Origin of the sequence: Methanolobus profundi, assembly GCF_900114835.1 — an archaeon.
In the GTDB taxonomy this organism is placed as follows: Archaea; Halobacteriota; Methanosarcinia; order Methanosarcinales; family Methanosarcinaceae; genus Methanolobus; species Methanolobus profundi.
In genome coordinates, this window is record NZ_FOUJ01000001.1 from 1,045,068 (window position 1) to 1,064,153 (window position 19,086).

A 19,086-nucleotide genomic window follows, 5' to 3' on the forward strand; every position below is an offset into this window, starting at 1 on the left:
CTCCTCTTTCCTTCCCTGTTCTCTTCTAGCAAGATCAACCAGAACATATCTAACTTTCCATTTAATGTTTTTGTTCAGATACCGAGCTCTGATAAATGAAAATAGGAAGGTTGACAGCACTCACATTACATTAAGAGCAGTAATGTAGCGTCCTGCGAAGATGAGCATCATCCACATAATAGGTTCGCATGCTGCATATACATAGGATGTATAGTTCTTCTTTGAGGTCAGTACTTTGTTGATATAATTTACCCCATAATAGAATACCGGAATTATCGCCATGGCAATAACAGGAAGAAAACCCTGAATAACACATGCAGCAACGAACAGGATAGATACGAGATTGATCAGTTTCAGGATGAACGGATACTTCTTCTCACCGAATATTGCAGGTATGGTCAAGAGTCCGTCTGCCCTGTCACCTTCTACATCCCTTACATCAAAGAGTATCTGGATGTTCATCATCCTTATAAAAATGAAAAGAGCAAGCATCAAAGCTCCATAAGTGATCGGAAGTGAATAATAGACGAATACGAAAAGAGCCATGAAGGACCAGACGATCGAAACAAAGATGTTCTTGAAAGCAGGTATCTTCTTTGTGAGTTTCTTGAAATGGCTTCCGTACAGAAGTCCCAGTATCAAAATTCCGATCGAAACAATAGTTGTAAGGACCGTTGTAAATGTAAAAAGAGAGATGATCAGAAGTGCTGAAGCTGCAATAACTATACACGTGCTCTTATTCTTACACTGAAGATATTTAGCTCGCGTTCCATTGGTCAGCTCATCTGATGATGCACCTTTCGAGTAATCATAAAGATAGATCGCATAGAACATCATATAGGATGTAAAAAGAATATCCCAACTCAGAGGGACCATGAACAATGTGGCACATGCTACTACTACAGCCATTGAACCAGTAGCAAAGAGGTGGCCACCAAATATGACCTCTTTCCATAGATGCTCAACAAGCTTTACAATATCATTTTTAAATCCAAACCCTGAACCGACTGCATGTACATTGGAATCCATAAAAATAGGTACTTTTGAACATGCATGTTAAAATAATGAATATATATGTAGTTTTATAATAAGTTTTATGTACATTGCGTATATACCATTGAACATACACTATGCAGCAAGACATCTAAAATAGAAAACGGTGAGCGATGATCATATGCATTTTATGGTAAAAACGCACATCCGGACAATAACTTTAATAACCATTATAATTATAATATGTTCATGATATTTATATCGGGTCTTAAGTTCCCATGAACCCTCAGACCCATATATCGGACCTATTGTGTCAGACGGTGAAACAATGGACGATACTCAATCAAGCACTCCAGGAAAAGAGCATTCCAAAAATAGAGTTCAAGGCGATGATCCGGAGTTATCAGATCACAAATTATCAAAGGGTGAGGACCCATCGTTAGAAGTAAACGGGGAAAAGGATGATGGTATGCAGGGTGATGAATTAGTAGACAATGAAACATCTGAGGATGAAACTTCAAGTATTCTGGAAGAGATCTCTAAAATAAAGGAAGAAGAGGAGAAATTCGAAAAGGATTTCGCACATATTCTGGAAAAGGCTGAAAAAGGACCTGCAGATGACGAAACCTCTGAAGAGAACGAAGACGATAGCTCAGAGAGTGATACCGAGGAAGAGGATACAGAAGAAGAGGAAGAGATCGGTATACTGCTTCCAAGGTCGCCTAACTTCGGCCCACCCAAAAAACCACTTATCGATATTGAAGATAAAGAGGAAGAGGTCACCCCTGAAGAAGAAATAGAGAAGACCATCTTACCTGATGAAGAAAAAGAAGGACCGATCCTCACTGAAGAAGAAGTACCAGTAACAGATGAAGAGGAAAAAGAACTTCTTTCTGATACTATCGAAGAAGCTGAGGCTGAGAAGGTAGAACTAGAAGAGAAAGAAGAGAAATTAGGTCCTATTGAAAAGATCAAACAGCTCTTCAAACATAAAGAGATGGTGATCGAGCCTTATGACCCTGAAGAACATGGACCTATAACAGAGTTCAATGGCCTTGAAGGATATGAAGAGATCGAGCGTTATTGGGTCAATGAACCATATGCATTCATTGTCATTTTGTACAATGAGGACAAGAACAATCATCTTTACTATATAGTCGAACCGGAACTCACTGATTTTGAGAATACCTTCCTCCATGAAATAAAGGACAGGCTCAGGGATGTACTTCTTGTGGAAGAGATCGATGAGGAAGAGGACGATAAAGAAGCAGTCCTTGAATCAAAGATCCGGTCGATCATTCAGGATTATACTATTGAGATCACACCACCAATGCTTGAGAAGATCTCATATTATATCAAAAGGGATTTTGTCAGGTTCGGAAAGATAGATGCGCTTATGATGGACGATTCCATTGAAGATGTATCAGGCAATGGTCATGATGTAGCGATATTCCTGTATCACAGGGTACATCAGAACATTGCGACAAACGTTATCTACCATGAGGATGAGCTCAACTCGTTCATTATCCAGATGGCACAGAGAAGTGGAAAACACATCTCAGTAGCAGAACCAATGGTAGATGCTACCATGCCTGACGGTTCAAGGATACAGATGACACTTGGTACAAGTGTGACCGCACACGGAAGTACCTTCACCATCCGTAAGTTCAGTGACACACCTATTACACCGGTGGACCTGATCAGATGGGGAACTTTCTCGTCAGAATCCATGGCATATCTCTGGTTATGTATCGAGAACAACAAGAGTCTTATCTATGCAGGAGGTACCGCTTCCGGTAAGACATCCTCACTTAACGCTGTATCTTTGTTCATTCCTGAAAAAGCAAAGGTCATCTCCCTTGAAGATACAAGGGAACTCAAGCTGCCTCATCCTAACTGGATCCCAAGTATCACCAGGGATTCATTCACAGCAGATGAGAGAGGTGCAGTCGATATGTATGACCTCCTGAAGGCAGCGCTCAGACAAAGACCAGAGTTCCTGCTTGTGGGTGAGGTAAGAGGTAAAGAAGCACTCACACTCTTCCAGGCAATGTCCACAGGTCACACCACATTCTCAACCATGCACGCTGATTCAGTAGCATCTGCAATTCACAGACTTGAGAACCCACCTATCAGCGTACCACGTACTATGATCCAGGCACTTGATATCATGAGCATCCAGTCCCAGACATACACCAAGGGTAAACGTGTCAGAAGGAACATCAAGCTGGTAGAGATCATCGATATCGACCCTAACACAAGAAACATCAGGACTAATGATATCTTCGTGTGGGATTCGGAATCAGATATGTTCATCCGTACAGGAGAATCAAAGGCATTGTTCGACATCAAGATGAGACGTGGATGGGGACAGGGCAGGGTGGATCAGGAACTGTACTATCGCCAGAAGATACTGGAACACATGGTGAACAACAATATCAACGATTTCCAGGAGATATCGGATATTATCAACGCTTACCAGTCTACACCTGAGAAGGTCCTGAGGAAACTTAAACTGGAATGATACCTGGTGATGATATGACCGAGATCGAAGAAACTCCGGAGGAACTGGTAATGAATGACCAGGAAGATGATGTTTCAGTTGAGACTCCGGACATCCAGGAGACCATGACCGAAGATGTTGGAAATGGCAAGAAGAAAAAGTCAAAGAGACCTAAGAAGAAGTTCGACGTTGATGATTATACTAAAAAAGCACTTATTTACATCAATATTCTGAAGAGGATCCCATTCGTCCTTATAGGCGACAGGATAAAAGCTAAAAAAGAAAGCTATGAGAATCTTCAGAAACAACTGAACCAGGCAAGGATACCGATCTCACACGAGATGTATATCTCAAATGCGATATTCTATTCACTGGTATCCGGCATTGTAGGAGCACTCATCGGACTTTTCCTTACATATACAGTGATCGTTCTGATAGGATTACCTGAGCAGATAACCAACCTGACATTCGGACCGAGGCTGGCACCACTTCTTGCATTCAAGGAAATATTCCTTGGGTTCTTCATGACCATTGTATTCACAATAGGAATGGGCGGTGTGGTATATGCTCTCTTCATGCTATTCCCGGGATTCCAGGCAAGTGAGAGGAAAGCCAAGATAGATATGCAGCTTCCATATGCTGTCACTTTCATGTACGCTTTGAGCAAGGGTGGTATGAATATCATCGATGTGTTCAGGGCTATTGCAGATTCTGAGGACACCTATGGAGAGGTTTCCAAAGAGATAGATTCTATTGTCAGGGACATGGACTATTTTGGACATGACCTGAGAAATGCACTTACCAATGCGTCTGAGATCACACCATCCGACAGGTTCCAGGACCTTATGTACAACCTTCTGACCGTCATTGACAGCGGAGGTAATATCCCAAATTATTTCCGTGACAAGTCAGAACAATATCTTATCAAATCAGAAGTAGACCAGAAAGGATTCCTGGAGACACTGGGACTTCTTGCAGAATCATATGTGACTGCTTTTGTTGCAGGTCCTTTGTTCATTATCATCATGGGTGTCATGATGGCCGTAATGGGATCTGGAACCTCTACAATGGTATATGCCATTATCTACGCGGTCCTTCCTGTAGGCTCGATCATGTTCGTTGTCATGATCAGTATCATAACACCTACTGAAATGGGCGAGCCAAGATTACTTCCAACCACCGAAACACTTGATCATGGGATACCAGATGTACCGAAGTACCTCGAACCGGTCTACGATGAAGATGGAGAGCTCATAGACGAGACTGAGGACAAAGTACGTAACAGAGGTTACTTTGAAGATTTTATCAAGTCAAAGAAGTCACTTGCACTCAAGAACATAATCAAGAACCCTCTTGCACCGATGTTCAAGAACCCACTTGCAACTCTTGTGATAACAGTACCTCTTGCAATACTGGTAATAATGATCCCATTGCTCATGAACATTGACAGACTTCGCAATCCTGTATTACTTGTGGATTTTGTTGATGATCTGATCGTTTTCGCATTGTTCATAGTAATCATCCCACTTTCTATATTCCACGAGATAAAGGCAAGGAAGAAGAGAAAGCTGGAAAATAACTTCCCTGATTTCCTCAAGAAGCTTGCCAGTACCAATGAGACCGGTATGACATTAAGGGATGCCATCAGGCTTATGGCAAAGTCAAAGACAGACAGCCTGAGCAGTGAGATCAGAAAGATATGGCATGATATCTACTGGGGACTTGAGATCAATGACGGACTGATAAGATTTGCGAACCGCCTGAGGACCCAGGTCGTTACAAGGTCACTTTCACTGATAACCAAAGCTAACGAATCCAGTGGTGACATTGGAGAAGTGCTTATGGTAGCTGCAAGGGATGCAGCCTCCGAACAGGGAATGAAAAGAGAACGTGCCATGAGCATGATGATCTACATTGTCATTATCTACATATCTTTCATGGTATTCGTTGGTGTTATCTTTGTTATATCAACAACTTTCCTTTCCGAGATGGCAGAAGCAGGTCAGCAGATGGCGGCTTCAGGTTCATCAGCAGGAGGATTCCTTGGTAACTTCGACCTTGAGGCATACACACGTCTCTTCAAACATGCAGCCATCATCCAGGGACTCAGTTCAGGGCTTATGGCAGGTGCAATGGGTGAAGGCAGTGTTATGTCAGGACTCAAACATTCAACAATAATGATAGCCATTGGTTATACGATATTCACATTGTTCATCTAAAACCTCTGGCAATTACTTTTTTTAGGATCAACTGCATCTGATAATGATAGTTGATACCAGGGAACGATAAGATGAAGATAGCCGGAATAGATGAAGCAGGGAAAGGACCGGTAATAGGGCCTATGTGTGTTGGAGGCGTGCTGCTGGATAATACGAGGAACAGTACACTGAAGAACCTTGGTGTGGCAGACTCGAAGAAGATCAGCCCCAAGAAAAGAACACACCTTGCAAGCCAGATAGAGAAATACTCTGAAAAGGTCTTCGTTCTGGAAATATCGGCCGGTCAGGTAGATGAACTGAGAAAGCTCATGAGCATGAACGACATCATGGTAGTCGCTTTTTCAAAGGTGCTTGCTGAGCTTCATCCTGAGACCGCTTATGTTGACGCTGCTGATGTGAACGAGGAAAGGTTCGGTATGCGACTTCTGGATGAATACAGAAAGACATATCCCAAACAGGCCGATGAACTGACAATTGTTTCAAAACACCGTGCTGATGCCACGTATCCTGTCGTCTCTGCTGCTTCTATAGTAGCCAAGGTAAAAAGGGACCAGTTGATAGAGGAACTAAAAGTAGAACATGGTGTTGACTTTGGAAGTGGTTATCCTTCCGACCCAAAAACAAAGCAGTTCCTTGCAGACTGGTACAGGGAACATGGTGACCTGCCTGATTTTGTGAGACATTCCTGGAAAACTGCGGAGAATGTTGTGAAAAATTATGAAGCTGAGGATTAGCAGGAATGATAAGTTCTCAGCAGAAATAAAAACTACAAGAACGAAATGACCATCCGCCGAAGGCGGCACATTCCGATGCAGCTATACAGAAGAAATTACTGACTATTTTTAGATTTTTCCCTGATAAATAATATCAGTTTGCGAAGAAAATCTTTTATGATATTCCATAAAGTCTTATATTTGATCTTGTAGAAAAGCGCCGGCTTCGCCGGACCCTTCGGGATAAAATAAGTTAATCACAAGCCTACTATAAAGAACCAGAACCTTAAGAAAGAACAACTAAAAATTGAGTTGAATTAAATTAAAAATTAAATTAAAAAAGAAAAGGATCATTTGTTGGAGATGAACTCCACCATTGATTCGAATATCCTGAGACCGTCCTTTGAACCAAGGATCTCCTCGGATGCTCTTTCAGGATGAGGCATCATACCAAGTACATTCTTTTTTGCACTTACAATACCTGCGATATTCTCCTGTGAGCCGTTAGGATTTGCCTCATCTGTTGCTTTTCCATCTTTGTCAACGTATCTGAAAGCTACCTGTCCGTTGTCCTCAAGGCTTGAAAGTGTGGATTCGTCCGCATAGAAGTTACCTTCCATGTGAGCTATAGGAATGCTGACAACTTCTCCCTTTTTGAATTTAGAAGTGAAAGGTGTGTCTGTGGTCTCTACCCTCAGATATTTTGGTTCACATCTGAATTTAGGGTATTCATTGGTTGTCAATGCACCTTCAAGGAGACCTGATTCTGTGAGAACCTGGAAACCATTACAGATACCTACAACAGGTTTACCTTCTTCAGCAAGCTTCTTGACAGATGTCATGATAGGCGTACGTGCTGCGATGGCACCTGCTCTGAGGTAGTCACCGTATGAGAATCCTCCGGGGATGACGATACCTTCGAAGCGTTCCAGACTTTCTTCCTTGTACCATACAAGTTCAGCGTCAACTCCGAGAACGTCCTTCAGGACATGTAACACGTCGAGGTCACAATTGCTGCCACCGAATTGTACAATACCTATACTCATTGTAATTCCCTCAGGGATATGGAATAATTGTGAATGATCGGGTTAGCGATAAGTTTCTGGCACATCTCTTCTACTGTTTCTCTTGCAGCATGGATGTTCTCTGCCTGAAGATCGATCGTGTATTTCTTTGCTGTCTTGACACTGTTGGTCTCGTATCCCAGGTGTTCAAGTGCCCTTTCGATGGTGGTACCTTCAGGGTCAAGCATACCGGTCTTAAGTTCAATGGTTACATCTGCTTGATATTGCATTTGGAATCCTCATCTCTCATTTGATGATGTTTATATGATGTCTATAATTATAAGATATTATAAGATAAACTAAGCCATAGATAATAACGCCTGATATTATAACCTTTGCATTGAAAACATTATCCTCTCATCTTTTCATACATCTCATGCAAGTGCCTTCTTTGCATGGAGCACACGTTGTACTATCGTAATGTGTGTAAGGACCACTATAATGACCACGGACTCACCAAGATAGCCTGTAAGTGCACCTGCTACAAGAAGGATCATCCTCTCAGGTCTTTCAGCAATACCTATATTCATGGAACTGACACCTGCAGCCTCTGCCCTTGACCGTATGTAGCTCACAAGGTAAGAGCCGATCATGGCGAATATTACCCAGACCCACAGATCAACTTCCATAAGTGTTGTCTGCATGATGGAACCTGTGATGGACCCGTAGATGATACCAATGAAGATGATAGCATCTGCATATCGGTCACATACGGAATCAAGTACTGCACCAAAAGGTGTCATACAGTCCTTTGCTCTGGCAACTGCACCATCGATCATATCGAAGAACCCGCTGAAGAGTATCAAAAGAGCGCCACCGAAAAGATCACCTTTAGCAAATTGATATGCGGCCCAGATACTTACCAACAGACCAATGATCGTCAATGAATTCGGAGATAATGGTATCCAGCTTACAAGTGGTAATATCGATGCCCTTATGTTATTCTTAAGATCATTGAACATATATTCCCGGTCCTTCTTATTCTACAGGCTTTTAGAAGTTCTTTCTATTTCAGATATTGCCCCTGAATTTAAAAGCATTCACATTGCAAACATGATATATCATTATAATGATACTCATTGGATAGTAAAGTGAAGATAACTTTATATAGTAGATTGAGAAAACCATCAATTGTAGATACAAACACGATAGATCGTAACTAAACTACGATCCATGATTTGCATAATTTATCTGTGTATTTGGTTTCTGCAAAAAACATACAGAGGCAATCAAATGAAGACTGAGCGCAAGATACTGGTTTGTGAGAACGGAAAACTGGTACTTAAGAAGATATCAATGGCATACAAGGGTTCAAATGGAGAGACTGCCTACCTGTTCGAGCCTGAAAAGAAGGTAGAAAGTAAAATAGATAATGTTTATCAGCAAATTGAGAACAATTTCCTGCTAATAGGCCTTCTTAAAAAAGCAGATATGTCATCACTCACCAATGAAGAGGTTGAGGCTCTGATGCTCAGAAAGCACGAAAAGGAAGAGCGTTTCCTTAAGGCCGGAAGGGCAAAAGGATACAAGCTCGATGTAGATATCAACCCGGATGACATCCTTAAATTCTACATATCCCTCAATCCGGAAGAACGTGTTGCTCTTGAATGTAAGCCCTGAGCATATCCTTCTTCCTTTTTAGTTCTCCTATTTTTATTGATGTTCAGTATATGCAGGTTATTTAAATTCCTGTCACTCAGCTATTTATTATATATGTATTCAAAGCCTTTATCAGGCTGGAATACCCTTCTGAACTAAAAATACATCCATTAGCTGAAAATATGTGCTCTATTACAGGTTTTTTTGATAACGATAATGCAATTGGATATACCCTTGATGCCCTCGAGATAACAAAGAACAGAGGACTGGACGGTATAGGTATACGAACCAGAAATGATATCTGCCTTGGGAAGAACGTCGAGTCTCTGAATATTGAAAGTGATGTTCAGGAAATGAATGTCCTTGGACATCGGCTGCATTCCATGGTTAACTTCGTACTCCAGCCAATTGCCTATAAAGGAACGATCGTGGCCAACTGCGAGATATATAACTGGAAGGAACTTGGGATCAAATATGGTATCGAGGCACAGAACGATACCGATCTCCTGATACAACTTATTGAGAAACAACTCGCTGACAAGGTAACCGATACAGTTTCCATTAATGATACGCTCCGAACAATTGATGAAGTTCTGCTCGAGGTCATCGGGGTCTATGCTTTTGCTTACTGGCTCGATGATACGGTCTATATAGCAAGGGATATCGTTGGTATCAAGCCGCTGTGGTATAGCAGTTCAACAGGCTTTGCATTCGCATCCGAGAAAAAAGCACTTGCAAAGAACGGCTATACAGACATCAAGGAACTAAACCCCAGAGAGATCCTTGCATATAGAATAGGGGATGGCAGCATTGAGAAATTCAACCGCGAGTTCTTCTCGATCACACCGGAACATGAAGGCAGCATAAGTGAAGTTGAGGCTAAAATGCATGAACTTCTGGAAGATGCAGTGTCCATACGAATGCCTGAAGAGAAGTTCGGGATCCTGTTCTCCGGTGGTCTTGACTCAACTATAATCGCACACATGTGCAAACTCATGGGAAAAAGACCAGGAATTGATTTTACATGTTATACAGCAGGTCTGTCTGAAGTACAACTGCCACCTGATGTCGAATACGCTAAGAGGATGGCAGAAGAGCTTGGACTTGACCTGAAGATTAAAAGTATCGGCCTGGAAGAGGTTGAAACATACCTGAAGGACGTGGTCCCTCTTGTTGAGGACAGCAATGTGCCAAAGGTCGGGGTTGCACTTACAATGTATGCAGCCTGTGTAGCTGCAAAGGAAGATGGTATCAGGGTCATGTTCTCTGGTTCCGGTGCTGACGAGATATTCGCAGGTTATGACCGTCATAAACGTTCCACTGATATCAGTCGTGACTGCTATGCCGATGTATTGAAGATCTACGAGAAAAATACCTATCGTGACGATGTTGTTTCAATGAACAATAACATCGAACTACGTGTTCCATATCTTGACAAGAGGTTCGTGGACTTTTGTCTGAAGATCCCGCCTGAATACAAGATCAGCGAAGAGCAGAACAAGCTCATACTCCGCATGCTCGGTGAAAAGATAGGGATCCCGGAAGAGGTCAGCCAGCGTAGAAAACAGGCAGCACAATATGGAAGCAGATTCGATAAGGCCATCGGTAAACTTGCAAAGAAGGCAGGGTGCAAGACAAAAACAGAATACCTGAAGCAGTTCTACGACCAGCCAAATCTGAAACTGGGCGTGCTTTTCAGCTCAGGAAAGGACAGTAACTATGCTATGCACGTGATGCAACAGCAGAACTATTCCATTGAATGTCTTATCACGATCAAGAGCCAGAACCTTGACTCATATATGTTCCATACTCCTAACATCGACCTTGCACGCTTACAGGCAGAAGCGATGGAACTGCCGCTCATTGAAGAACTGACCAAGGGAGAGAAAGAGAAGGAACTTGATGACATGAAGAATGCCATCATCCGTGCTAAGGATGAGTTCGGCATTGAAGGTGTCATCACTGGTGCCCTTTACTCTAACTACCAGCGTGAGAGGATCGAGAGAGTATGTGATGAACTGGGACTAAAAGCATTCTCACCCCTCTGGCACATCGACCAGGAAAAAGAGATGTACCAGCTCCTTGACCTTGGATTCGAGTTCATTTTCAGCAGTGTTGCTGCATATGGCCTTAACAAGGATTGGGTCGGACGGATAATCAGTGAAAAGGACATTGAGAAACTTGTCAAGCTTAACGAGAAGATAGGCCTTAATGTAGCAGGCGAGGGTGGCGAGTTCGAAAGCTTTGTAACTGACGGACCGATGTATCACAAAAAGATAGAGATCAGGGAAATGGAAGTCATCGAGAGGGATGAATACACTGCTAAGGTAGTTATCACCAATGCTGTGCTTGTGGATAAAGAGTGATGTGATCACTCTATTGTTTTATTTTTTTTGTTTCTCACCAATTATATCCATCAGCTAACCCGGATCATTCAGTCAACCTTATGAATTGTTATTGTGATCGGGATAATATTGCAAAGCACAATATTAACGCTAATGATGTGAATCCAGGTGTTGTTTTTGAAGAAATATCATCGATTTCTGTTTCATTTGTTGTATTCTCATCTCCACCTAACAAATTAGTATTGTTAGTTTGATTGATCTCTTCTTCTACCATCATTCCAGAATCAGCAGGGTTTAATTCAATACTATCATCTATTGCATCATCATTTTTTGTAATACTCCACCTAAAAACAACAGGAACATTAGATACACTTTGATTTATCCAATTAGTATTAACCATCATATACAAATCATTGATAACATCATCATCAACTCTTTCTTTTTGATCACTATCTATATCTATGACAATATATCCATAGATATGATATCCATAACCAAGAAGTAGACCACCATTTTCTTTCATTTGAAGATGGAGTTTATTTGATGACTGATTTATACATCTATCAAGTTGCTGTAACCATTCTTCTTTTTTCTCATCTTGTTTAATCTCAGGAATTTCTCCCATTACAGCAATAACAGAGGAATCATTCTCCAGATCATTCAAAATATATTGACCATAATCAGGAATTTGAAGTTGTTCAGGAGGATTATCTGAAGTAGAATTCATAGTATATCCACTGCTAAAACCAGATAGCTGTACTAATAAAAATAGAATCATGGCCAAAATAATAGTTATTCTTTTTTTCATATTACATACTCCATATTTTCTAATTCTTAATCATTTTTTTATTAATTAATTTGAAATTGTAGTATATAAATTTAAGTTACTAATTAATTATTCAAGACTGTGTATAAAACCGAACCCAAGGAATTTATTGAAAGATATTAAAAATAGAAGAAAGTGGAATAACTACTAAACCTTTCTTTTTTTAGTGAATAACTGAGAATCAATTACTGATAAGATTTAAGATGTGTGGATAAAGAGTGATGTATCCTCACATCTCTCTGTTATCTATAACTCTCTTACTCTTCTTTTCACTGCGTGGCAATGCCCCTACAGGAACACATTCCACATCAACACTGACACCAATGAAATCATGGAATGCCTTGTTCATCTGTCTTGATCTCAGCTTATTGTTTTCAGGATCATCGGCATTCTCGATCTCGACCCTGAAGAGCATGCTGTCCCTTCCGGATTCCCTTTCAAGGATGATCTGATATTCACTGCTGACACCTTCAACCCTCAGGATGACATCTTCGATCTGTCCCGGATAGACATTCACACCTTTTATCTTGATACGGTCATCTGTACGACCAAGAAGACGGTCTATTCTTGGGAAAGGACATCCACACTTACATGGTTCTGGAAATATACGTGTCAGATCCCTTGTCCTGTAACGTATGAGAGGAGCACCTTCCTTTGTAAGCGTGGTTATGACCAGCTCCCCGAGAGTTCCGTCAGGTAATATCTCACCGGTCACCGGGTCTATGATCTCAAATAACAGGTGATCAGACCAGTAATGAAGACCGTCATGAAGTGAACAGTCAAGGGCAATTCCCGGTCCGTATATCTCTGTCAGGCCGAAGATATCATAGGTATCTATTCCCAGCTCATTCTCGATGCGTGCCCGCATCTTCGGGCTCCAGCGCTCGGAACCGATTATACCGACCTTCAGGTGTATCTTATCCTTCAATTCCCTTTTTGTAATTTCCTCTGCGAGCAACAGGGCATAGGATGACGTACTTGCAAGTGCCGTGGACTTGAGATCGAGCATCATCTGAAGCTGTTTCTCAGTATTTCCAGGTCCCATTGGAACAGCCATTGCACCCAGAAGTTCTGTACCCGCCTGGAATCCTATTCCTGCAGTCCAGAGACCATAACCCGGAGTGATCTGTATCCTGTCAGTGTTGGTGAGCCCTGCCATCTTATAGCAGCGCATCATCATATCAGCCCAGACCTCCACATCTCCCTTTGTATATGGTATGATCACCGGACTTCCGGTGGTCCCTGAAGAAGAATGTATCCTCACTACCTCTTCATCCGGTACAGCCTGAAGACCCAGAGGATAGGCATCCCTGAGTTCCTCTTTATTGGTGAAGGGAAGCTTGCAGATATCATCAAGTGTCCTTATCTCACTTATATCAACACCAGCTTCAGCGAACTTCTTCTGGTAGAACGGACTCCCTTCTGTCACCCTTTTCAGGAGGTCCATGAAACTGGCTGTTCTCGATTCCACAGATATATCATAATCACAGAGCTGAGTTCCTGATGCATCGTTTCCTTTTCCTGCAAGCTTCTGGTCGTTGTTATCATGACAGTTACACATTCATCTCACCCTGTGATCATTCATCCTTATTTGACTCAGTGACGGATATGCCTGAAACGCTTTCTATAGCTCTGTCAAAGACCCTGCGGTTGACTTCCCTGTACTTCTCCGGGATCATCTTCTCAAGCACACCCCACAGGTATTCGTCTGAGAATGGCAAAAGACCGGCACCTGCAGATGCTGCTATCATGGCAACGTTAGCTGCCTTGTATGTTCCTGCATCCCTCGCCAGTCCGGTGAAATCGGCTGTAATGGTCTGCGGACAACTCTCTTTAAGGAATGACAGTATCTTCTCCGGGTCGTATTCATCAGAACCCTGTGTTGAAGGCATAATCGCATGCTCATTTACAACCATATTGCCATCTTTGCTTAGGAAAAGTATGTTCCTTGCAGCTTCTGCTGGTTCAAGACCGATAAGCAGATCAGCTTTTCCCTGTGGTATCAGTGAACCGCATACATCATCGCCGATCCTCACATGACTGGTAACCGAGCCTTCCCTCTGGGCCATTCCTATTGTCTCGGCTGTAGCCACATGGAAACCTGCATCCATAGCAGCAGTAGCAAGTAATCTGGAAGCCAGTACCACGCCCTGACCACCTACACCTGCAATGAGAATATCGAACTTCATTGTGCGACCTCCTTCAGAACAATAGCATTAGCAGGACATATCTGAGCACACAGACCACAGCCACTGCATGTATCCTGAATTACCGGAGTGCCTGAAGATATTGAGAATATTGCAGGGCATCCAAGTTGCTTGATGCATAACTTGCAGTTAGTACATTTGTCCTCGTCCACAACATACTGACCTGTTCCCTTGCATATTGCAACACACTTTCCTTTGAAAACTACAGCGGACGGACCCTCAAATTCCATTGCCTCGGTAGCTATATCCATGCACTTGTCAAGTTCATCAGCTTCAATGGTCTTTACCATCCCTACTCCACAGCTTTTAAGGACCTCTGCAATATCGATGATCTTTGCAGGAGAGCCCATAGCCGTTAATCCTATACCAGGGTGAGGCTGATGTCCTGTCATAGCAGTTGTGCGGTTATCAAGAACAGCTATCGTTATGTCAGCATTATTGTAGACGGCACTCACAACAGCAGCGATACCCGAATGGAAGAATGTGGAATCACCTATGAACGCCACTTGTTTTGCCTTCTTACCCTGCATGTATTCAGGAGTACGGGAAAGACCTGCTGCCACGCTTATACCTGCACCCATACAAAGACAGGTGTCCACCATATTAAGCGGGCGGGCATTTCCAAGAGTATAACATCCGATATCACCGGAGAACACCGGATCGGTCCCTGTCTTCTTTTTCATTTTAGCAGCAGCTTTCTTGAAAGCATAGAACACTGTTCTGTGCATACAACCTGCACACAATGTAGGAGCACGAACAGGCAGAGGAGGAATATCCTCTGGACCTACGGCTCCAATTGAATGAGAAAGCCGAATGTTCTCAGTGATTATATTGTCAAGGGCACGGTTGATGCCATCTATAACAACATCAACATCATATTCGCCACTTACAGGGAAAGATCCATTCTTCTTACCGTGGATATTAATATCAAGATGATATTTGCCTGCTATTTGCAGGAACTGTTCTTCCATGTAAGGATCAAGTTCCTCCACAACGATCAGGTCAGTTAACCCCTTCATGAAGTCAAGGGCTGCTTTTTCAGGGAAAGGATAAGCTGTGCCAGCTTTGAAAAATGAGAAAACATCTGAACTATCCTTTATTGCTTCTTTTACATAAAGAGCGGAAACACTGGAAGCTGCAATACCTATTTTGCTACTTCCTTTTGTAATATAATTAAAAGAACTATCTTTGAAGTACTCTGAAAAACGGTCAGACATTCTGACCTGAAGCTCTTCAAGAAGAGGATGACGCTGGGCTGTCAATTTAGGGAATATTGCCCATCTGGCGTCCTTTACAAACCCTTCGATATCTCTGGAAACCGGTCCTATATCCTCGATAAGAACATCCTCACAGCCGTGAGAAACACGTGTGGTCGTTCTCAGTATGACCGGAGTTTCAAGCTCATGTGAAAGCTCAAATGCCAGTTTTGTCATATCATAAGCTTCCTGAGGAGTTGCAGGATCGAGAACAGGGATGTTAGAAAAATTACCGAATGCCCTGGTATCCTGCTCGGTCTGGGATGAATGAGGTCCGGGGTCGTCAGAGACCAGAATTACAAGTGAACCCTTGATACCCATGTAAGAAAGACTCATAAGAGGATCTGAAGCTACATTCAGACCGACCTGTTTCATTGTTACAATAGTGTTCGCACCGGAATAAGCAGCACCAACTGCAGTTTCAAGTGCTACTTTCTCATTGGTTGCCCATTCGGCATAGATACCATATTTCTCTGCGTGTGAGATGATAGTTTCCATGACCTCACTGGATGGTGTGCCAGGATAGCCACTTGCGATCTGGAGACCAGCCTTCATGGCTCCAAAGGCAATGGCTTCGTTGCCCATTAGTATACGTTTACCGGTCAATGTCATTCCTCTCGGATGAATATAATTGGAAGATAGGAAAATAGATCTACGAATGCCCATATCAGGAACAAAGAGCATTGCATATATCGATACATAAATGATGACCTATGCACTTGTTTGATGAAATATAAATGTTTTGACAATTGTTTCTGATTCATATAACATACGTATCCAGACCTGGCTACAAAGAGTCAATTCCATTGAATGCTTTTTGAAAGCAAGATAAACAAAACATTTTTAAGTGTACATGATCACTCTGGACGCCAGAGTACATAATAGTTCATTGAAGGAGGAGAATTACCCGTGAAAATACACAACATCCCCATGATAATCATTGTTCCATCAGCAGATGAAAGGAGGAATAACTGATGCCATTACCATATCTATATCTGATCGCTGCTGTTCTTGTAATGCTTGGAACCACTTTCTATTTCATACTGAGGCGTGATAATGCTTAATCAAATACTTCTGGTACTATATGTTATCGGGATCCTGCTGTTGTCATTGAAACTCAAGCAGGGAACGTTCTCAGGGTTCGTTATCTCTGACCGTAATATCACACACCCTGCTGTGATCGGTATAGCATACATGGCAGCATATTTCAGTGCAGCCTCATTCCTTGGTGGCGGAGGATATGGTTTACTTGCCGGACTTCCATGGGTCATCTGGGCAGTGTTCTTCCACGTTGCTTTTGCATGTATTGCTTTTCTCGTTGCACCAAGGATATGGGCAAGTGCACAGAAATACGATGCAAAAACAGTACCACAACTTCTGGAACGTCGCTATGATTCACAGAAAGGAAAGGTACTTCTTGCAGCTATAATGCTCCTGATGTACACAGTATATCTGGTTGCGATCTTTAAAGGATGTGCAAATCTATTCCAGGGACTTCTCGGAGTGACATATGTCCAGGGTCTTATGATAGCTGTCATTATTGTAGCTCTTTATTATGTAATAGGCGGACTGCCAGCCATTCTCTGGATCAGTTTTCTCCAGGGGCTCATCATGATAGTTGGTGCTGTATTCCTGTACGGAGGACTTATTTCAAGTGGTAACGGAATGACTGCTATATGGGACGCGATCCCGGCCAACATGCTGAGCATGAGCGGAGCTATGGTCCCGTGGCAGAAGACTTTTGGAACTGCCTTTGCCATAAGTCTCGGACTACTGGCATTACCTGACCTGCTTATCATGCTTTTCTCAGCAAAGGACAAGAGAGTTGTTCGCTTTGCAGGTATATACGGCCCTATTTCCATCACCATTTATGCTCTGTGTATCTTCTCACTCGGAGTACTGGCATATGGTGCATTCAGTCAGGAACAGCTTGCACCCTATATCGCAAACCCTGACGGACTGGTGCCATTCCTTGCAACATCATTGCTTCCAACAGGATTTGACAGCATCGTGCTGCTTGCAGCCATTTCAGCTGCAATGTCCACAATGAGTGCTATTGTACTCGTTACCACGACATCCCTTACTTCAGATATTCTGAAGTACTTCAAACCTGAAACAACAGACGATAAGATACTCAAGATAACAAGGATAGTCGGAGTTGTGATCATCATTGTCTCTGCTTTCTTTGCAATCGATGTACCACAACTTATCGTGCCGTTGGTTTCTGTTAGTATGGGAGTTATCGCATGCTGTGTTTTCGTACCACTTTTCTTCGGACTTTACTGGAAACGCGGTACATCAACAGGATTTATCGCCAGCCTTGTTGCAAGCTTTGGATCCATTGTCCTGTGGCAGCTCTTCGGCAACCCACTTATCCACCCGGTCTTCATCGGACTTTTATGCGGAACCGTGGCTTATCTGGGCGGTAGTCTTGCAAGCTCTTCACCTGCAACCGGAACAGATAATTAATAGAAAAATTCATTTGAAACACTGCGGAGAATTACTCCGCAACGTCCTTTTTTATACATTATTGTAGCTACATGGAATGGTATCATAAAAACTGTTTTAACTCTTTAGATCTATGAAAATATCAGGTGTTCTGATTTGAAGAATGTAATAAGCAAAAGTTTCGAGATCAAAGACTATATGCTTGATGATACAGTGATGAATGGTTTCTGGATGAATCTCATCGATAGGGAAAAACTGACAACGGAAGTTGTTTATTCTCCTGCTGAATCTGCATCTTTTAATTCAGATGAAACTAAAAGGCTTGTCACTGAGATCACAGGAAAATGCAATTATTTCAAAACTCAGCTTCCTGAGAATGTAAAATGTGAAGTTGTCTTCAAGGACTTTGAAGATATGAAGTATTCAGCAAATGATAACGAGATTCAGTTCGATGCAAAAGAACTGGACGAGATCAGGGTTGTTTATCGTTTCTGTGTCGGATACCATATTTGATATTTGAAGCTATTCTCGGCTCTGTAGAGATCATGTTTATGTGATCGATACAGCCTTTACACTATTTTTTCACAAAAACAATTGGCAATCTAAAACCAAAGCAACCATCCGCCGAAGGCGGCACATTCCGATGATCCTATGCAGAATATTTTTCAAAACTGTATTGCAGCCATACTGATGATCCTATGAATGTACTGCACGAAATATTCAATGGTATCACGCAAAACATTATATTTTGTCATTTGGCAAAACGCCGGCTTCGCCGGACCCTTCGGGACAATTTCAGTTATTCATGAACGATGATAGACCATACCGACCTGACAAAAAAGACATGCTTACCTTAAAGTTTGCATAGCAGGATCCTACAGAAAATAAAATGTAAATTGAAGTCAAATAAAAC

The 19,086-nt window shown here is 42.2% G+C and carries 15 protein-coding genes; 7 read left to right on the top strand and 8 right to left on the bottom strand.

Annotated elements, in window-relative coordinates; genetic code table 11:
• Positions 1-120: 120 nt before the first annotated feature.
• A complete protein-coding gene (locus BM008_RS04830) occupies positions 121-1,029 on the bottom strand; it encodes a UbiA family prenyltransferase (protein ID WP_091933841.1) in 909 nt (302 codons plus the stop codon).
• A gap of 292 nt (positions 1,030-1,321) precedes the next feature.
• Between BM008_RS04830 and BM008_RS04835 the strand changes: the two genes are divergently transcribed.
• The 3 genes from BM008_RS04835 to rnhB all read left to right on the top strand — a co-directional run bounded on the left by BM008_RS04835 (position 1,322) and on the right by rnhB (position 6,449).
• Complete coding sequence (locus tag BM008_RS04835) at positions 1,322-3,517, top strand: type II/IV secretion system ATPase subunit (protein ID WP_245747884.1); 2,196 nt, start codon at positions 1,322-1,324, stop codon at positions 3,515-3,517.
• Between the two features lie 14 nt (positions 3,518-3,531).
• On the top strand, positions 3,532-5,715 hold the full coding sequence (locus BM008_RS04840; RefSeq protein WP_091934282.1) for a type II secretion system F family protein: 2,184 nt from the start codon (positions 3,532-3,534) through the stop codon (positions 5,713-5,715).
• A gap of 71 nt (positions 5,716-5,786) precedes the next feature.
• Positions 5,787-6,449 (top strand): ribonuclease HII, encoded by a 663-nt coding sequence (rnhB, locus tag BM008_RS04845; RefSeq protein WP_091933843.1) that lies wholly within the window; start codon positions 5,787-5,789, stop codon positions 6,447-6,449.
• 329 nt (positions 6,450-6,778) lie between these two features.
• Here rnhB and purQ read toward each other — a convergent pair whose 3' ends face one another.
• From purQ to BM008_RS04860, 3 genes are all read right to left on the bottom strand, one after another.
• Positions 6,779-7,474 carry a phosphoribosylformylglycinamidine synthase subunit PurQ gene (gene purQ, locus BM008_RS04850; RefSeq protein ID WP_091933846.1) on the bottom strand — a complete coding sequence of 232 codons (696 nt, stop codon included), beginning with the start codon at positions 7,472-7,474 and terminating at the stop codon, positions 6,779-6,781.
• Positions 7,471-7,722: a phosphoribosylformylglycinamidine synthase subunit PurS gene (gene purS / locus BM008_RS04855; RefSeq protein WP_091933850.1), complete on the bottom strand. Its 252-nt coding sequence runs from the start codon at positions 7,720-7,722 to the stop codon at positions 7,471-7,473. The genes purQ and purS overlap by 4 nt, the downstream gene beginning before the upstream one ends.
• A gap of 144 nt (positions 7,723-7,866) precedes the next feature.
• Positions 7,867-8,454: a CDP-alcohol phosphatidyltransferase family protein gene (locus BM008_RS04860; protein WP_091933853.1), complete on the bottom strand. Its 588-nt coding sequence runs from the start codon at positions 8,452-8,454 to the stop codon at positions 7,867-7,869.
• Positions 8,455-8,725: 271 nt separating this feature from the next.
• Between BM008_RS04860 and BM008_RS04865 the strand changes: the two genes are divergently transcribed.
• Both BM008_RS04865 and BM008_RS04870 read left to right on the top strand, forming a co-directional pair.
• Positions 8,726-9,112 (top strand): hypothetical protein, encoded by a 387-nt coding sequence (locus tag BM008_RS04865; protein WP_091933856.1) that lies wholly within the window; start codon positions 8,726-8,728, stop codon positions 9,110-9,112.
• Between the two features lie 161 nt (positions 9,113-9,273).
• Positions 9,274-11,457: a diphthine--ammonia ligase gene (locus tag BM008_RS04870; protein WP_091933858.1), complete on the top strand. Its 2,184-nt coding sequence runs from the start codon at positions 9,274-9,276 to the stop codon at positions 11,455-11,457.
• A gap of 88 nt (positions 11,458-11,545) precedes the next feature.
• Here the strand turns inward: BM008_RS04870 and BM008_RS04875 are convergent, their stop codons facing one another.
• From BM008_RS04875 to iorA, 4 genes are all read right to left on the bottom strand, one after another.
• On the bottom strand, positions 11,546-12,244 hold the full coding sequence (locus BM008_RS04875; protein ID WP_091933861.1) for a hypothetical protein: 699 nt from the start codon (positions 12,242-12,244) through the stop codon (positions 11,546-11,548).
• A gap of 247 nt (positions 12,245-12,491) precedes the next feature.
• Positions 12,492-13,823 (bottom strand): phenylacetate--CoA ligase family protein, encoded by a 1,332-nt coding sequence (locus BM008_RS04880; protein ID WP_245747886.1) that lies wholly within the window; start codon positions 13,821-13,823, stop codon positions 12,492-12,494.
• Positions 13,824-13,839: 16 nt separating this feature from the next.
• A complete protein-coding gene (locus BM008_RS04885; RefSeq protein WP_091933864.1) occupies positions 13,840-14,451 on the bottom strand; it encodes an indolepyruvate oxidoreductase subunit beta in 612 nt (203 codons plus the stop codon).
• On the bottom strand, positions 14,448-16,337 hold the full coding sequence (gene iorA / locus BM008_RS04890) for an indolepyruvate ferredoxin oxidoreductase subunit alpha (protein ID WP_245747888.1): 1,890 nt from the start codon (positions 16,335-16,337) through the stop codon (positions 14,448-14,450). Before iorA ends, BM008_RS04885 begins: the two co-directional genes overlap by 4 nt.
• Positions 16,338-16,781: 444 nt before the next feature.
• On the opposite strand from iorA, the gene BM008_RS04895 reads away from it, so the two are divergent.
• On the top strand, positions 16,782-18,194 hold the full coding sequence (locus tag BM008_RS04895) for a sodium:solute symporter family protein (protein WP_091933869.1): 1,413 nt from the start codon (positions 16,782-16,784) through the stop codon (positions 18,192-18,194).
• A 135-nt stretch (positions 18,195-18,329) separates the two neighbouring features.
• Positions 18,330-18,686 carry a hypothetical protein gene (locus BM008_RS04900; protein WP_091933872.1) on the top strand — a complete coding sequence of 119 codons (357 nt, stop codon included), beginning with the start codon at positions 18,330-18,332 and terminating at the stop codon, positions 18,684-18,686.
• Positions 18,687-19,086 lie beyond the last annotated feature (400 nt).

Excerpts from the sequence above, each read along its gene's own strand:
- iorA (WP_245747888.1), bottom strand. The coding sequence starts at position 16,337 with ATGACATTGACCGGTAAACGTATACTAATGGGCAACGAAGCCATTGCC.
- BM008_RS04870 (WP_091933858.1), top strand. The coding sequence starts at position 9,274 with ATGTGCTCTATTACAGGTTTTTTTGATAACGATAATGCAATTGGATAT.
- BM008_RS04840 (WP_091934282.1), top strand. The coding sequence starts at position 3,532 with ATGACCGAGATCGAAGAAACTCCGGAGGAACTGGTAATGAATGACCAG.
- BM008_RS04865 (WP_091933856.1), top strand. The coding sequence starts at position 8,726 with ATGAAGACTGAGCGCAAGATACTGGTTTGTGAGAACGGAAAACTGGTA.
- rnhB (WP_091933843.1), top strand. The coding sequence starts at position 5,787 with ATGAAGATAGCCGGAATAGATGAAGCAGGGAAAGGACCGGTAATAGGG.
- purQ (WP_091933846.1), bottom strand. The coding sequence starts at position 7,474 with ATGAGTATAGGTATTGTACAATTCGGTGGCAGCAATTGTGACCTCGAC.
- BM008_RS04835 (WP_245747884.1), top strand. The coding sequence starts at position 1,322 with ATGGACGATACTCAATCAAGCACTCCAGGAAAAGAGCATTCCAAAAAT.
- BM008_RS04895 (WP_091933869.1), top strand. The coding sequence starts at position 16,782 with ATGCTTAATCAAATACTTCTGGTACTATATGTTATCGGGATCCTGCTG.
- purS (WP_091933850.1), bottom strand. The coding sequence starts at position 7,722 with ATGCAATATCAAGCAGATGTAACCATTGAACTTAAGACCGGTATGCTT.
- BM008_RS04880 (WP_245747886.1), bottom strand. The coding sequence starts at position 13,823 with ATGTGTAACTGTCATGATAACAACGACCAGAAGCTTGCAGGAAAAGGA.
- BM008_RS04875 (WP_091933861.1), bottom strand. The coding sequence starts at position 12,244 with ATGAAAAAAAGAATAACTATTATTTTGGCCATGATTCTATTTTTATTA.
- BM008_RS04830 (WP_091933841.1), bottom strand. The coding sequence starts at position 1,029 with ATGGATTCCAATGTACATGCAGTCGGTTCAGGGTTTGGATTTAAAAAT.
- BM008_RS04860 (WP_091933853.1), bottom strand. The coding sequence starts at position 8,454 with ATGTTCAATGATCTTAAGAATAACATAAGGGCATCGATATTACCACTT.
- BM008_RS04885 (WP_091933864.1), bottom strand. The coding sequence starts at position 14,451 with ATGAAGTTCGATATTCTCATTGCAGGTGTAGGTGGTCAGGGCGTGGTA.